The organism is Sphingomonas sp. R1 (genome assembly GCF_025960285.1).
GTDB lineage: Bacteria > Pseudomonadota > Alphaproteobacteria > Sphingomonadales > Sphingomonadaceae > Sphingomonas.
The window spans coordinates 2,192,795-2,208,893 of sequence record NZ_CP110111.1 but is presented as its reverse complement, the minus strand read 5'-3'; the positions used below and the strand labels follow the sequence as shown (position 1 = coordinate 2,208,893).

Sequence of the window (16,099 nt, the reverse complement as noted above, 5' to 3'; positions counted from 1 at the left end):
AGGCGCAATGCCGCAGGCGCGATAGTCACTCCACCCGCAACGCCAGCGCGCCATCGCCCTCGTCGACCTGCACGGTGGACCCGTCCTTCACCGCCCCGCGCAGGATCAGGTCCGCGAGCGGGTCCTGCAGGTAGCGCTGGACCGCGCGCTTGAGCGGCCGCGCACCGTAGACCGGATCATAGCCGACCCGGCCCAGCCATTCGCGCGCCGCGGGCGTGAGCGTGATGCCCACCTTGCGGTCCTTGAGCAGCTTCGCCACGCGACCGACCTGGATGTCGACGATCGGCGCCATGTGATCCGCGCCCAGCCGGTGGAACAGGATGATCTCGTCCAGCCGGTTGAGGAATTCGGGCCGGAAATGCGCCCGCACCACCTCCATCACCTGCGGCTCGACCTCTTCCACCCCGTGCCCGTCGGCCAGGTTGGTGAGATACTGGCTGCCCAGGTTCGAGGTGAGGATCACGATCGTGTTCGAGAAATCCACCGTACGGCCCTGGCCATCGGTCAGGCGACCGTCGTCGAGCACCTGGAGGAGGATGTTGAACACGTCGTTGTGCGCCTTCTCCACCTCGTCGAACAGCACCACCTGATAGGGCCGCCGCCGCACCGCCTCGGTGAGCACGCCGCCTTCCTCGTACCCCACATAGCCCGGCGGGGCGCCGATCAGCCGCGCGACCGCGTGCTTCTCCATGAACTCGCTCATGTCGATGCGCACCATCGCATTGGGATCGTCGAACAGAAACTCGGCGAGCGCCTTGGTCAGCTCGGTCTTGCCCACGCCCGTGGGGCCGAGGAACAGGAACGAGCCCAAAGGCCGGTTCGGATCCTGCAGCCCCGCGCGGCTGCGGCGCACGGCGGTGGAGACCGCCTTCACCGCATCGGCCTGGCCGATCACCCGCTTGCCCAGCTGCTCCTCCATGTGCAGCAGCTTCTCGCGCTCGCCCTCCAGCATCCGCTCCATCGGGATGCCGGTCCAGCGCGCGACCACCCCGGCGATATCGTCGGCGGTGACTTCCTCGCGCAGCATCGCGCCCTTGGCCGCGCTCTGCGCCTCGTCAAGCTGGCGGGTGAGCTGCGGGATCACGCCGTAGGAGAGCTCGCCAGCGCGCGCGAGGTCACCGCCACGCTGCGCCTGCTCCAGCTCCAGCCGCGCCTGGTCGAGCTGGCCCTTGAGCACCGCCTCGGCGTTGATCTTGTCCTTCTCCGCCTGCCAGCGAGTGGTCAGCTCGGCCGATTGCTGCTCGAGATTGGCGAGGTCTTCCTCCAGCGTGGCGAGCCGGTCGCGCGAGGCCGCGTCGGTCTCGCGCTTCAGCGCCTCGCGCTCGATCTTGAGCTGGATGATCCGCCGGTCGAGCGTTTCGATCTCCTCGGGCTTCGATTCCACTTCCATGCGGATGCGGCTGGCGGCCTCGTCCATCAGGTCGATCGCCTTGTCGGGCAGGAAGCGGTCGGCGATGTAGCGGTTGGAAAGCGTTGCCGCCGCGACGATCGCCGCGTCGGTGATCCGCACGCCGTGGTGCAGCTCGTACTTCTCCTTGAGCCCGCGCAGGATCGAGATCGTGTCCTCGACCGTGGGTTCGCCGACGAACACCGGCTGGAACCGCCGCTGGAGCGCGGGGTCCTTTTCGACATGCTTCTGATACTCGTCGAGCGTGGTCGCGCCGATGCAGTGCAGTTCGCCTCGGGCGAGCGCGGGCTTGAGCAGGTTGCCGGCGTCCATCGCGCCCTCGGCCTTGCCGGCGCCGATCAGCGTGTGCATCTCGTCGATGAACAGCACGATCTGGCCCTCGGCGCCCTTCACCTCGTCGAGCACGCCCTTGAGGCGCTCCTCGAACTCGCCGCGATATTTGGCACCCGCGATCAGGCTGCCCATGTCGAGCGCCATCAGCGTGCGGTCCTTCAGCGTATCGGGCACGTCGCCATTGGCGATGCGCAGCGCCAGGCCCTCGGCAATCGCGGTCTTGCCGACGCCGGGCTCGCCGATCAGCACCGGATTGTTCTTGGTGCGGCGGGCGAGGATCTGGATGGTGCGGCGGATCTCCTCGTCGCGGCCGATCACGGGATCGAGCTTGCCGGCGCGTGCCGCCTCCGTCAGGTCGCGGGCGAACTTCTTGAGCGCGTCGTAGCGATCCTCGGCGGAGGACGTGTCGGCAGTACGGCCGCCGCGCATCGCGTTGATCGCGGTGTTGAGCGCCTCGGGCTTCGCGCTCGCGGCCTGCAGCGCCTTGCCGGCGGCGGTGTTGAGGCTTAGCGCCAGCGCGACCAGCAGCCTTTCGACCGTGACATAGCTGTCGCCGGATTTCTGCGCGATTGTCTCGGCCTGATCGAGCACGCGGACGAGATCATTGTCGAGCCCCGGCGTCGACTGCGCGCCCGAGCCGCTGACGGCCGGGATCTTCGACAGTGCCAGATCGGTCTCGCTCAATGCGCGCTTGGCGTCGCCTCCGGCCGCCTGGATCAGGCCGCTGGCCATGCCCTGCTCGTCCTCGAGCAGTGCCTTCAGAAGATGTTCCGGGCTGATCCGCTGATGGTTCATGCGGATCGCCACGGTCTGCGCCGATTGCAGGAAGCCCTTGGCGCGGTCGGTGAATTTCTCGAGGTTCATGCCTGATCCCTGTTCGAATGTGACCAGCAGATAGTGTTGCAATTGGGCAACACAAGAGGTGCCTCTTGCGCGCCCCGCCATCCCTGCACCCCCCACGGAATACCGGAAATGCGGAGTTTTCCGAGCGTTAACCTCGGCGTCACCAAAATGTCGTGCAACCGCCGTCGTTCTGCAATCGGAACAGCCTGATGTTGCAACGCAGCGCGCGTAGCGCCCGCCCAGCACGGGGCGAGGGGTCCGGTGCTTTCCCAAGGGGATTCATGCGCATGCGCATCCGTATGCTTGCTGCCGGCCTGCTCGCCGGCACGTCGCTCTTCACCGCTGGCGCCGCCTTCGCACAGACCGCGCCTGCCGCCTCCCTGGTCGACGACACCGCCCCGCAGAGCGGCGGCGACGAGATCGTGGTGATCGGCAAGGGCGAAACGCGCCAGGTTCAGACCCTCACACAGAGCGACATCGCGCTGCTCGCCCCGGGCACCAGCCCGCTCAAGGCGATCGAGAAGCTGCCGGGCGTGAATTTCCAGGGCGCGGATCCATTCGGTTCCTATGAATGGGCCGGCCGCATCTCCATCCGCAGCTTCAACCAGAACCAGCTCGGCTACACGCTGGACGGTATCCCGCTGGGTGACGCCAGCTATGGCAACGTCAACGGCCTGCACATCAGCCGCGCAATCATCAGCGAGAACATCGCCGAGACGCGCGTCTCGCAGGGCTCGGGCTCGATCGACACCCAGGCCACCAACAATCTGGGCGGCACGCTGGAATTCCTGTCGAGCGAGCCCAAGGACAAGATCGGCATCGACGTCAACGCCACCGGGGGCAGCAACAGCTTCTGGCGCGTGTTCGGCCGTCTCGACTTCGGCGAGCTGACGCCCGGCGGCACCCGCGCCTATCTCTCCTACCTCCACTCGGATACCGACAAGTGGAAGGGCTGGGGATCGCAGCGCGTCAACCAGGTGAACGGCAAGATCGTAACCCCGCTGAGCCCGGATCTGCGCGCGGTGGGCACGTTCGACTTCTCCGATCGTCGCGAGAACGACTATCAGGACATGTCGCTCGATATGATCAAGCGGCTGGGCTATGGCTGGGACAACATCTCGAACGACTACGCCAAGGCGATCCTCGTTTCGGACATCGGCGCGAACAACGGCTATACCGGCCTGACGCCGACCAATCCGGGCGCCGGCAAGGTTTATCCCACGCCCTTCGCCAATCCGGATGACGCCTATTACAACGCCGCCGGCCTGCGCCGCGACTATCTCGCCTCGGCTGGGATCGAGACGACCAGCGGCTCGAGCGTCCATGGCGCGCTGAAGGGCTATTACCACAACAATCATGGCCAGGGCCTGTGGTATACGCCCTATGTCGCCTCGCCCAACGGCGTGCCGATGTCGCTGCGCACCACCGAATATGACATTCGCCGCGGCGGCGTGTTCGGCAATATCGGCACCAAGATCGGTGCGAACGACGTCACCGTCGGCGGCTGGTACGAGCGGAACAACTTCCGTCAGGCGCGCCGCTTCTACGCGCTGTCCAGCCGGACCGATCCGGGCCGCGACAGCCTGGAATTCCAGAGCAATCCGTTCTTCACCCAGTGGTACTGGCGCTACCAGACCGATACCGTCCAATATTATGTGCAGGACAAGATCGAGCTGGGTGCCCTGACCGCCAATCTGGGCTGGAAGGGCTTTGCCGTCACCAATCGCGCGACGCCGATCGTCGCGGGCGGCCTGGCGGGCGGCAAGATCAAGGTGACCGACTGGTTCCAGCCGCATGCCGGCCTGAACTACCGCGTGACCCAGAATGCCGAGCTGTTCGCCGGCTTCACGCAGGTGACCCGCGCCTTCGTGTCGGCGGCGACCAGCGGTCCGTTCGCGACCACCCAGGCCGGCTTCAACGCGCTCAACAACGGCTCGACCAAGCTCAAGCCGGAAGCGTCGGACACCTATGAAGTGGGCGGCCGCTTCCGCTCGGGCATCTTCACCGGCTCGCTGGCGGGCTATTACGTCAACTTCCGCAACCGCCTGCTGGCCGTGACGACCAGCGCGGGCATCGTCGGCAACCCGGCGATCCTGCAGAATGTGGGTGACGTCCGCTCGGTTGGCTTCGAGGCGACCGGCGACGTGCGCCTGCCAATGGGCTTCGGGCTGTTCGGTTCGTACAGCTACAACGACTCGACCTATCGCGACAATGTCGTCACCGCGACCGCAGTGATCCCCACCAAGGGCAAGACGGTGGTCGACTCGCCCAAGCACATGCTGAAGGGCGAAGTGACCTGGACCGGCCAGGGCTTCAACGCGCGCGTCGGCGCCAACTATATGAGCAAGCGCTACTTCACCTACACCAACGACCAGTTCGTCGACGGTCGCGTGGTGGTGGACGCGACGCTGGGCTACAAGTTCGACCTCGGCGGGCGGAAGCTGGAGCTGCAGGGCAACGTCACCAACCTGTTCGACAAGAAGTATGTGTCCACGATCGGCACCAACGGCTTCGGCAACAGCGGGGACAACCAGACGCTGATGATCGGCGCGCCGCAGCAGTTCTTCCTGACGCTGAAGGTCGGAATCTGAGGACTGCCTGAAGGTAGAGAAACGGGGGCGGGGCATCCTGGTGCCTCGCCCCTTTTCTTGTTGGTACGCCCGCTTTCGCCGGGGTGACGGCGCGAGGATTCAGCCGGTGACGATCGGGTAGGTGATCCGCAGTTCGTCGAGCAGTTTCTCCACCGCTGCGACATCCCCCGCCGCGCCGCTGGGGGCCAGCGACCAGTTGCAGTGCGGGTGCGTCTCCGCATCGTACACACGCACCTTGCCCAACACGGTCTTCCACCGCCGCACGGTGCCGCCATGGCGGCGGACGAGCTGTGCCACGATACGGTCGATCAGGTCTGCTGCGGTCATCAGGCCCCGGCAGCCGTCAGGCGGTCGCGCTGGTCGCGGCTGAGTTCCACGTCCCAGGCGCCGATGAGTTCGTCGAGCTGCTCCACGCTCGTCGCGCTGGCGATCGGCGCGGTCACGCCGTCCTGTGCCGCGAGCCAGGCCAGCGCGATCTGGGCGAGGCTGGCCCCGGTCTCGGCCGCGACTTCGTCCATCACTGCGAGCACCGCGCCGCCCTTGCCGGCCAGCAGCTTGGCCATGCCGCCGCCGCGGACGCTTTTCGACAGATCGGCGTCGCTGCGATACTTGCCGGTGAGGAAGCCCGAGGCGAGCCCGTAATAGGGGATGACGCCAAGGTTATGGGTGACGCAGAGATCCTGCAGCTCACCCTCGAACTTGCGGCGGCTGACGAGATTATATTCCGGCTGGAGTACCCGGAAGTGCGGCAGCCCTTCCTTGGCCGCGAGGTCGAGCGCCGACTTGAGCCGCATCGCGTGGAAGTTGGAGGCGCCCAGCGCGCGGACCTTGCCCGCCGCGATCAGCGTGCCGAACGCCGCCAGATAATCCTCCTGGGGGACCTCCTCATCGTCCTGATGGGCGAAATAGAGGTCGATCGTTTCGATGCCCAGTCGCTGGAGCGATGCCTCGGCCGCCGCGGCGATGCGGGCAGGCGCCAGTTTGGCGCCGCCTTCGCCCGGCAGCATGCCGACCTTGGTCGAGATCAGCACCCGGTCGCGCTTGCCGGAGGTGCGCAGCCACTCGCCGATCACGCTTTCCGACTCGCCGCCCATGTGCCCCGAGACCCACGCCGAATAGACGTCGGCGGTATCGATCATCACCCCGCCGCGTTCGGCGAAGCGGTCGAGGATACGAAAGCTGGCAGCCTTGTCGGCGGTCCAGCCGAACACGTTGCCGCCCAGGACGAGCGGCGAAATCTCAAGGCCCGAGGCGCCGAGATGGCGAAGATGCGGCATGGGCGGTCTCCGATGGGAAGGGGAGGGCGACGAACGCGTCAGTCGGTGATCTCGTTGCTCGCCGGCCCGGTGTCGTTCGAATAGGCGCTTTCGGCATTGGCGAAGGCGGCATCCTCGGCGGCGTTCACGTCGGCCACCGCGTCGCCCATCGTGTTGCTGTCGCCGGCCATCGCCTCATTGGCTTCGGCGGCCTCGTTCTTTGCCTGGTTGCCGCAGGCCGACAGGCCGGCGATCGCCAGCGCGGCGACGGGGAGGAGGAGAAGCTTGCGCATGGAAAGGGGTTCCTTCACGGGGTTTAGCTCGGGCTAGCCAGAGCGGCAAACGCACGCAACCGCGCTGCGATGCGTTGACCTGATATAAAGATATCTTTATATCTCTAAGCCGCCCATGACAGAGCCCCTCGCCATCTTCCGCGCGCTCGCGGATTCCACCCGGCTGCGGATCGTCGCGCTGTTGCGCGCGATGGAGCTGAGCGTGGGCGAACTGGCGCAGGTGCTGGGGCAGAGCCAGCCGCGCGTTTCCCGCCATGTGAAGATCCTGTGCGATGCCGGCGTGGCAGAGCGGCGCAAGGAAGGCAGCTGGGTGTTCGTCGCCCTCGGCCGCCGCGCGGTGACCGCGCCCGTGCTTGCGGCGCTGGACGCATGGGAACTGGCCGGTGACGCGTCGGTGGTCGCGGATCAGACGCGGCTGGAAGCGGTCCGCGCCGATCGTGCGGCGGCCGCCGAATCATGGTTTGAAAGCAATGCCGGCCAGTGGGACGCGATCCGTTCGCTGCATGTCGCCGAGAGCGAAGTCGAAGCCGCGATGGCCGCCGCGCTGGGCGAAGGGTCGCTCGGCACGCTGGTCGATATCGGCACCGGCACCGGCCGCATGCTTGAACTGTTCGGGCCGCGTTCGGCGCAGGCGCTGGGGATCGATCGTTCGTCCGAGATGCTGCGGCTCGCCCGCGCCAAGCTCGCCGACCTCGCCCATGCCGAGCTGCGCCAGGCCGATCTCTATGCCCTGCCGCTGCCGGACGGCGCTGCGGATACTGCTATATTGCATCATGTGCTCCACTTCGCGCAGCAACCGGCAGCGGCGATCGGCGAGGCGGCACGGGTGCTCGGTTCCGGCGGGCGGCTGCTGATCGTCGATTTCGCGCCGCACGAGCGCGAGGAGCTGCGCACCCGCGACGCGCATGCGCGACTGGGGTTCTCGGACGAGCAGATGCTCGGCTGGTTCGATCGCGCCGGGCTCGCCCCGGTGCAGGTGCAGACGCTGGAAGGCGGCGCGCTGACGGTGAAATTATGGCTCGGTCGCAAGACCGGCGGGATTGCAGAGAAGGTGAAGGCGGCATGAGTATCGTAGACCCCATGGCACCGCCCCTGTTCGCCGATGTGGCGGGCGATGTGGCGGTGAGCTTCGAATTCTTCCCGCCCAAGACCGAGAAGATGGAAGAGACGCTGTGGCAGTCGATCGAGACGTTGTCGCCGCTCGGGCCGCGTTTCGTCAGCGTCACCTACGGCGCCGGCGGCACCACCCGCGAGCGTACCCATGCCACGGTCTCGAAGATCGCGCGCGAGACGCCGCTGGCCGCGGCCGCGCACCTCACCTGCGTCGAGGCGACGCGCGAGGAGATCGACCAGATCGCCGAGGAATATTGGGCGGCAGGCGTGCGGCACATCGTGGCGCTGCGCGGGGACCCGCCCCGCGCGGGCGAGAAGTATCGCACCCATCCCGGCGGCTATGAGAATGCGGCGGACCTGGTCGCGGGCCTGCGCCGGCTGCACCCGTTCGAGATTTCGGTGAGCGCCTATCCCGAGTGCCACCCGGACTCGCCGAGCCCCGAGGCCGATCTCGACAATCTTAAGCGCAAGATCGACGCGGGCGCCAACCGCGCGATCACCCAGTTCTTCTTCGAGGCCGAGACCTTCCTGCGCTTCCGCGATCGCGCGGCGGCGGCGGGGATCGATGCCGAGATCGTGCCGGGCATCATGCCGGTGATGAACTATGCCAGCGTGGTGAAGATGTCCGCCATGTGCGGCACCGACGTGCCGGCCTGGATGGAGAAGCTGTTCGAGGGCCTGGACGACCACCCCGGCGCGCGGCAGCTGGTCGCGGCGACGCTGGCGGCGGAACTGTGCCGCAAGCTCTATGCGGGCGGCGTGCGGCAGTTCCACTTTTACACGCTCAACCGCGCTGAGCTGAGCTACGCGATCTGCCATCTGCTGGGTCTGCGCCCGCGGCAGCAGGCGGCGGTAGCGGCGGCGTAAGCCGACTTCATTCCCCTTCCGCTTGCGGGAGGGGAGCGCAGGCGGAGACGGAAGGACAAGACCATGACTGCACGCGAGAAACTGCTGGCCGAAGCCGCCAAGCGCATCCTGATCACCGACGGCGCGTTCGGCACCGAGATCCAGAACTGGAAGCTCGACGAGGCTGCCTATGCCGGTACCCTCGGCCTTTCGCACGACCAGAAGGGCAACAACGACATCCTCGCGCTGACCAAGCCCGAGGTGCCCGGCTCGATCCACCGCGCCTATTTCGAGGCCGGTGCCGACATCGCCGAGACCAACACCTTCTCCGCCAACCGGATCAGCCAGGCCGATTACGGCGCCGAGCATCTGGTCCGCGAGATCAACATCGAGAGCGCCAAGCTCGCCCGCAGCATCGCCGACGAGTTCGAAGCCAAGGACGGCCGCCCGCGCTTCGTTGCCGGCGCGCTGGGTCCGACCAACAAGACGCTGTCGCTGAGCCCGGACGTCAATGATCCCGGCTATCGCGAGATCGACTTCGATTACCTCAAGGACGTGTACCGCGAGCAGATCGACGCGCTGGTCGAGGGCGGCATCGACTTCGTGCTGATCGAGACGGTGTTCGACACGCTCAACGCCAAGGCCGGCATCATGGCGGCGATCGAGGCGGGCGAGGCGCTCGGCCGCGATCTGCCGATCATGCTGTCGATGACGCTCACCGACCTGTCCGGCCGCAACCTCTCCGGCCACACCGTCGAGGCGTTCTGGCACGCGGTGCGCCATGCCAGGCCAGTGACGATCGGGCTCAACTGCTCGTTCGGCGCCGAGCAGCTGCGCCCGCATGTGAAGACGCTGTCGGCGCTCTGCGACACGCTGATCATGGTCTATCCGAACGCGGGGCTCCCCAATGAGCTTGGCGCTTATGACGAGCTGCCGGCGACCACGGCGGGTCTCGTCAAGGAATGGGCCGATGCGGGGCAGGTGAACATCCTCGGCGGCTGCTGCGGCTCGACCCCCGCGCATATCGGCGCGATCGCCAAGGCGGTACAGGGGCTGACCCCGCGCAGCATTCCCACACCGGAAGTGCGCACGCGGCTCGCCGGCCTCGAACCGTTCACCATGGCGGCATAGTCGACTAAATCCTCCCCGGAACGGGGAGGGGGACCGCGCGGCGCAGCCGCGTGGTGGAGGGGGCTCTCCGCGAGCGAGTCCCCTGCGGCAACCCCCCTCCACCATGCTTCGCATGGTCCCCCTCCCCGTGCCGGGGAGGATCGAAGAAGAACCCAGATCATGACCACGCCTTCCTCGACCAACTTCGTCAATATCGGCGAGCGCACCAACGTTACCGGCTCGGCCCGCTTCAAGAAGCTGGTGATGGCCGGCGACTATCCCGCCGCGGTCGAAGTCGCGCGCCAGCAGGTCGAGAATGGCGCGCAGGTGATCGACGTCAACATGGACGAGGGCCTGCTCGACGCCGTCGAGGCGATGACCACCTTCCTCAAGCTGATCGCCGCCGAGCCGGACATCGCCCGGGTGCCGGTGATGATCGACAGCTCGAAGTGGGACGTGATCGAGGCGGGGCTCAAGTGCGTCTCGGGCAAGCCGATCGTCAACTCGATCAGCATGAAGGAAGGCGAGGAAGCGTTCCTCACCCATGCCCGCAAGTGCATGGCGTACGGCGCCGCCGTGGTCGTCATGGCGTTCGACGAGGTCGGCCAGGCGGACACCCAGCAGCGGAAGGTCGAGATCTGCGAGCGCGCCTACAAGCTGCTCACCGGCATCGGCTTCCCGCCCGAGGACATCATCTTCGATCCCAACGTGTTCGCGGTGGCGACGGGGATCGAGGAGCACAACAATTACGGCGTCGACTTCATCGAGGCGTGCCGCGAGATCAAGAAGCGCTGCCCGCACGTCCATATCTCGGGCGGCCTGTCGAACCTGTCGTTCAGCTTCCGCGGCAACGAGCCGGTGCGCCGGGCGATGCACAGCGTGTTCCTCTACCATGCGATCCCCGCGGGCATGGACATGGCGATCGTCAATGCCGGCCAGCTCGACGTCTATGACGCGATCGATCCCGAGCTGCGCGTGGCCTGCGAGGACGTGGTGCTCAACCGCGATCCCGATGCCGGCGAGCGGCTGGTGGCCCTTGCGGAGAAGTATCGCGGCACCGACGCGGTGGCGGAAAAGCAGGCGGCCGAGTGGCGCAGCTGGCCGGTCGCCAAGCGGCTGGAGCATGCGCTGGTCAAGGGCATCGACGCGCACGTCGTCGAGGATACCGAGGAATGCCGCGTGACGTTCGCGCGCCCGATCGAGGTGATCGAGGGCCCGCTGATGGACGGCATGAACGTCGTCGGCGACCTGTTCGGCTCGGGCAAGATGTTCCTGCCGCAGGTGGTGAAGTCCGCGCGCGTGATGAAGAAGGCGGTCGCGCACCTGCTCCCCTATATCGAGGCGGAGAAGGAAGAAGGCGCCAAGGGCAAGGGCCGCATCGTGCTCGCCACGGTGAAGGGCGATGTGCACGATATCGGCAAGAACATCGTCGGCGTCGTGCTCCAGTGCAACGGCTTCGAGGTGGTGGACCTCGGCGTGATGGTGCCCTGGTCGACCATCCTTCAGGCGGCGATCGACAACGATGCCGACATGATCGGCCTGTCGGGCCTGATCACCCCGAGCCTCGACGAGATGGTGACCGTCGCCGAGGAAATGCAGCGCGCGGCCATGACCATGCCGCTGCTGATCGGTGGCGCCACCACCAGCCGCGTCCACACCGCGCTGCGCATCGATCCGGCCTATACCGGTCCGGTGGTGCATGTCCTCGACGCCAGCCGCGCGGTGGGCGTGGCGACGGCGCTGGTCTCGGACACGCAGCGCGATCCCTATGTGACCAAAGTCGCGGACGAATATGAGCATGTCCGCGTCACCCGCGCCGGCAAGGGCCAGAGCGAGCTGCTGCCGCTGGAAGACGCCCGCGCCAATGCCTTCGAGGCGGACATGACCCTCAAGCCGGGCAAGCCGCGCATGCCGGGTGTCCACACGTTCGAGGACTGGGACCTCAAGGACTTGCGCGACTATATCGACTGGACGCCCTTCTTTCGGGCCTGGGAGCTGGCCGGCAACTACCCGGCGATCCTCACGGACGAAGTGGTCGGCGAGAGCGCGACCTCGCTGTTCGCCGACGCGCAGAAGATGCTCGACAAGATCATCGCGGAGCGCTGGCTCACCGCGCGCGGCGTTGCCGGGCTGTGGCCGTGCCGTCGCGAGGGCGACGACGTGATCGTGCACCTCGACAACAGCCATGTCCGCCTGCCGTTTCTCCGCCAGCAGGTCGCCAAGCGCGAGGGCCGCGCCAATATGTGCCTGGCCGATTTCATCGATCATGACGGCGACTGGATCGGCGGCTTCGCGGTTTCGATCCACGGCATCGAGCCGCATCTCGCCCGCTTCAAGGCGGCGATCGACGACTATTCGGACATCCTGCTCAAGGCGCTGGCCGATCGCCTTGCCGAGGCGTTCGCGGAGCGGCTGCACAAGTTCGTCCGCACCGCGCTCTGGGGCTATGCCGAGGGCGAGCAGCTCGACAATGATGCGCTGGTCCGCGAGCAGTATCGCGGCATCCGCCCGGCGCCGGGCTATCCGGCCTGCCCCGAGCACAGCCTCAAGCCGATCCTGTTCGACATGCTGGATGCGCACAAGCGCACCGGCATCAGCCTCACCGAAAGCTTCGCGATGCTGCCGACGGCGGCGGTGTCGGGCTTCTATTTCGGCCACCCGCAGGCCGAGTATTTCGGCGTCGCGCGCGTGGGTCCGGACCAGCTCAAGGACTATGCCGTCCGCCGCGGTATCAGCGAGGAACTGGCGACGCGCTATCTGCGGCCCAATCTGGACTGATCCAGCCGCCGCCCCGGTTGAAGCCCGGGGGGCGCCGTGCATGCCCGCCGCAACCGGCGGGGCGAGGTGACGCTACAGCGTCCGGCGGATCTGCACGTACATATATTGGCCCCGTCGCTGCGTCCGCCGCTCGCGGTACAGCAGCGGGGAGGCGTTGCGCTCGCCGGTATACAGGTCCCGATCGTAGATTCGGGCCGAATTGAGGATGTTGCCGGCGTCCACCCGGATTGCCAGCCGCTTGCTGGGTTTCCAGATGGTGTAGACCTCCAGGCTCGGCGCCACCTCCGTCGTGCGATATTCGCCGATCCGGTACAGCCGCGTGCTGGGCTGGCCGCAGCTGCCATAGATGCCGTAGGTGAAGCGTCCGCCGAACAGATCCTGGCTGAAGCTGCCGCTGCAGGTGAAGGGCTGCTCGCTGGCATAGCGCCGCCGTTCGCCGGTCAGCGGGTCGGTCACGTGGCTCCGCACCACCGAGGCATTGCCGCGCAGGCGCGCATTCTTGATGCCCAGCTTGTCGAACGGCAGCGTCAGCGTGCCGCCCAGCGTGTCGCGCGTGCCCGTGCCGATATTGCCGATCGCGTCATAGCCCCCGTCGAGCGGGATATAGTCGATGACGTGGCGCGTCGCCTCGTGCTTCGCGCTCAGCTCCAGCGCGCCCTTGTCCCAGAAGCGATGCTCGAACACCCCTTCCAGCGTCAGCGTCTGCTCGGGCACCAAATCGCCATTGCCGGCGCGCACCGTGCCCAGATTGATTTCGGTCGCGGCGACGAAGTCGTTGAAGTCGAGCTGGCTTACGCTCTGCTCGATGCGCAGCCGCACCTGGTCCCGCTTGTTCGGTCGCAGGGTGAGCTGGACGCGCGGCTTGGGGTAGAAGAAGGATCGTGCCCGGCGGGTGTCGGCATCGGCAGCGATGCGCGACACTTCGGTGCGGAGGCCTGCCTCAAGCGTGACGCGGGCCGAGGGCGCCCAGCGCACCAGGCCGTACAGCTCGCCGCGCAGTTCGCTGACGAACACCTTCTGGTCCGGCAGCGGTACGGCGATGCCCTGCTCGGCATAGGCGGTGCGGTTGTCGAGGAAGTTGTACGCGATTTCGCCGCCGCCTTCGAACGACAGGGTCTTGCTCGATTTCCACCGAAGGATCGGGCGCAGGACCGACTCGCCGTTTCGCGACTGCTGCCCGAAGGTGGAGACGAAGCCACCGGCATTGGTGGTCGAATCATAGCCGATATGGCCCAGCCGCTGCAGCGCGATCAGTTCGACCTCGCCCTTCTCGCCCAGCGACTTGGTCCAGTTGGCACCCAGCTCGCCCTTCCATTGGTGCGTGAGATCGGTGGCACGCCCGCTGCTGCCGGCCCCCTCCAGCAGCGTCACGGTCTGGGCGGTGGGATAGTCGAAATAGTCGAAGCGGGTGTTGACGGTGAGCAGACCACCGCCAGCGGCACGCTGGAGCGAGCCTCGCACGATGGCGGTGCGATCGCGATCCCACAGGTCGAGGCGGTGCTTCTGCAGCAGCGCGCCTGCGGCGTCCGTGCGGGTGCGGATGCCCTGCGAGGTGTAGCTGGTACGATCGCTGAGCAGTTCCACCGAAAGCTCGTCGCGCCGGTCGCCGTCGCGGCGGGTATATTGCAGCGTCAGGTCCGGGCCGACATAGCCGTCGCGATAGACATAGCTCTGGAAGTTGATCAGCTTTTCGGTGGAGGCGGTGCGCTTCAGCACCACGTTGGCGATCACGGCGCGGCCCTGCATGTCGATGCCCGGTGCCCCGCCGCGGATCAGCTCGATGCGGGCGACGCTGGACGCGCTGATCCGGCGGAGAATTTCGCCCAGGCCATCAGTCTTGGAGGCAGGCGGCTTGCCGTCGATGAGCACATTGCCGGTATTGCCGGCAATCCCGCGCGCATCGCTGTTGCCGATGTCCAGCGTGAAGCCGGGCAGTCGCTGCACCATGTCCAGTGCCGTCGGGAGCGCGGTGTTGGCGAAGAAGTCCGGGCCATAGACGAGCACGCCGGCGGGCGCCGCGGGCGATGCGCCCGCGCCTGCCTCACCCTGTTGCTGCGCCTGGGCTGTTACGGGGCAGGCCAACGCAGCGGCCACCAATACGCACCGAACTTTCATCCCGAACCGAATTGTCCCCCCTGGCCAACACGATAGCGGCCCCGGCAACAAGTCTGATCCTAGCGGCGCAAGTTGTGCAAACGAAAAGCAACCTTTTCGGAATTTTGCATGGACGCGCGTGCTGTTTGCGCAACAGAAGGCCCTATAGCGCCTGCGCTGCCGCCCAGCCGCTCGCCCAGGCCCATTGAAAGTTGTAGCCGCCGAGCCAGCCCGTGACGTCCACGGCCTCACCGATCGCATAAAGGCCGGGCAAGCGGCGCGACTCCATGGTCTGCGACGATAGCTCGGCCGTGCTGATGCCGCCGACGGTCACTTCCGCCTTGGCGAAGCCCTCGGTGCCGTTGGGGAGGAACGGCCAGCCGGCAAGCTGTGCTTCCGCCTGCTCCAGCAGCACGTCGCGGCAATTGCCAAGTTCGGCGGGCAGGGCGATGCGCTCGGCGAGGGTGGTGGCGAGCCGTTCGGGCAGATGGCGATTCAGCAGGCTGCGCAGACCCAGGCGCGGATCGGTGCGCTTGGCCTCGCGCAGCCAGCCCTTGGGCTGCTCGGGCAGAAAGTCGATCGCGATCGAGTCGCCGTGGCGCCAATAGGAGGAGACCTGGAGGATTGCCGGACCGGAGAGTCCGCGATGGGTGAACAGCGCTGCCTCGCGGAAGCTTGCCTTGCCCGCGCGGGCGGCCACGGGCGTGGCGACGCCGGACAGGTCGCGGAACAGCGCTTGATCGGGGCCGAGGGTCAGCGGGACGAGCGCCGGGCGCGGCTCGACCACCTTGAGGCCGAAGCGGCGAGCAAGGTCATAGGCGAAGCCGGTCGCGCCGAGCTTGGGAATCGCCGGGCCGCCGGTGGCGATGACCAGGGCAGGGGCCTCGGCGACGCCCTTGCTGGTGGTCACGCGGAATCGGCCATCTGCATGGTCTACCCCGGTAATGTTCGCGCCGAGCTCGATCGTCACCCCGCCCATCGCGCATTCGCCGAGCAGCAGCTCGACGATCTGCCGCGCCGAGCCGTCGCAGAACAGCTGGCCCAGCGTCTTTTCGTGCCAGGCGATGCCATGCCGCTCGACCAGCGCGAGGAAATCCTGCGCGGTGTAGCGGCCGAGCGCCGACTTGGCGAAATGCGGGTTGGCGGAAAGGTAGCGATCGGGCGCGGTGCCGAGGTTGGTGAAGTTGCACCGCCCGCCGCCCGAGATCAGGATCTTCTTCCCCGGCGCCTCGGCATGGTCGAGCAGCAGCACGCGGCGACCGCGCTGGCCCGCCATCGCGGCGCAGAACATCCCCGCCGCGCCGGCGCCGAGGATGATGGCGTCATGGGTACCGAGGGAGGTGGTCATGGCTGGTCGTTAGCGTGGTTCATGAAGCCCGAACAGCGAAACGCCGCCGGGGATGCCGGCGGCGCTTGCTTTGGTCCGAGCGTGAG

At 67.0% G+C, this 16,099-nt stretch carries 11 protein-coding genes; 5 read left to right on the top strand and 6 right to left on the bottom strand.

The genetic code is table 11. The features are described from left to right. Nucleotides 1–25: 25 nt before the first annotated feature. Nucleotides 26–2,605, bottom strand: coding sequence for an ATP-dependent chaperone ClpB (gene clpB / locus OIM94_RS10695; protein WP_264606718.1), 2,580 nt, complete (start codon nucleotides 2,603–2,605; stop codon nucleotides 26–28). Between the two features lie 260 nt (nucleotides 2,606–2,865). Here clpB and OIM94_RS10690 point away from each other — a divergent pair, with 260 nt between their 5' ends. Next, nucleotides 2,866–5,175 (top strand): TonB-dependent receptor domain-containing protein, encoded by a 2,310-nt coding sequence (locus OIM94_RS10690; protein WP_413716352.1) that lies wholly within the window; start codon nucleotides 2,866–2,868, stop codon nucleotides 5,173–5,175. Nucleotides 5,176–5,274: 99 nt separating this feature from the next. Here the strand turns inward: OIM94_RS10690 and OIM94_RS10685 are convergent, their stop codons facing one another. The 3 genes from OIM94_RS10685 to OIM94_RS10675 are packed head-to-tail and all read right to left on the bottom strand — an operon-like array spanning nucleotide 5,275 to nucleotide 6,724. After that, the gene (locus OIM94_RS10685; protein ID WP_010543862.1) at nucleotides 5,275–5,502 is read right to left on the bottom strand and encodes a hypothetical protein; all 228 of its coding nucleotides are present in this window, start codon (nucleotides 5,500–5,502) and stop codon (nucleotides 5,275–5,277) included. Beyond that, on the bottom strand, nucleotides 5,502–6,452 hold the full coding sequence (locus OIM94_RS10680) for an aldo/keto reductase (RefSeq protein WP_264606716.1): 951 nt from the start codon (nucleotides 6,450–6,452) through the stop codon (nucleotides 5,502–5,504). The genes OIM94_RS10685 and OIM94_RS10680 overlap by 1 nt, the downstream gene beginning before the upstream one ends. A gap of 38 nt (nucleotides 6,453–6,490) precedes the next feature. After that, the gene (locus OIM94_RS10675; protein WP_264606715.1) at nucleotides 6,491–6,724 is read right to left on the bottom strand and encodes a hypothetical protein; all 234 of its coding nucleotides are present in this window, start codon (nucleotides 6,722–6,724) and stop codon (nucleotides 6,491–6,493) included. A 115-nt stretch (nucleotides 6,725–6,839) separates the two neighbouring features. On the opposite strand from OIM94_RS10675, the gene OIM94_RS10670 reads away from it, so the two are divergent. From OIM94_RS10670 to metH, 4 genes are all read left to right on the top strand, one after another. Further along, complete coding sequence (locus OIM94_RS10670; protein WP_264606714.1) at nucleotides 6,840–7,790, top strand: ArsR/SmtB family transcription factor; 951 nt, start codon at nucleotides 6,840–6,842, stop codon at nucleotides 7,788–7,790. A 14-nt stretch (nucleotides 7,791–7,804) separates the two neighbouring features. Further along, entirely contained in the window at nucleotides 7,805–8,704 is a 900-nt protein-coding gene (gene metF, locus OIM94_RS10665; protein ID WP_264609883.1) for a methylenetetrahydrofolate reductase, read from the top strand. Between the two features lie 63 nt (nucleotides 8,705–8,767). Then, the gene (locus OIM94_RS10660) at nucleotides 8,768–9,814 is read left to right on the top strand and encodes a homocysteine S-methyltransferase family protein (protein ID WP_264606713.1); all 1,047 of its coding nucleotides are present in this window, start codon (nucleotides 8,768–8,770) and stop codon (nucleotides 9,812–9,814) included. Nucleotides 9,815–9,973: 159 nt separating this feature from the next. Further along, nucleotides 9,974–12,571, top strand: a complete 2,598-nt coding sequence (gene metH / locus OIM94_RS10655; RefSeq protein WP_264606712.1) for a methionine synthase — start codon at nucleotides 9,974–9,976, stop codon at nucleotides 12,569–12,571. A 72-nt stretch (nucleotides 12,572–12,643) separates the two neighbouring features. Here the strand turns inward: metH and OIM94_RS10650 are convergent, their stop codons facing one another. Beyond that, the gene (locus OIM94_RS10650) at nucleotides 12,644–14,665 is read right to left on the bottom strand and encodes a TonB-dependent receptor plug domain-containing protein (protein WP_264606711.1); all 2,022 of its coding nucleotides are present in this window, start codon (nucleotides 14,663–14,665) and stop codon (nucleotides 12,644–12,646) included. Between the two features lie 163 nt (nucleotides 14,666–14,828). Further along, a complete protein-coding gene (locus OIM94_RS10645) occupies nucleotides 14,829–16,013 on the bottom strand; it encodes an NAD(P)/FAD-dependent oxidoreductase (protein ID WP_264606710.1) in 1,185 nt (394 codons plus the stop codon). Nucleotides 16,014–16,099: the final 86 nt, after the last annotated feature.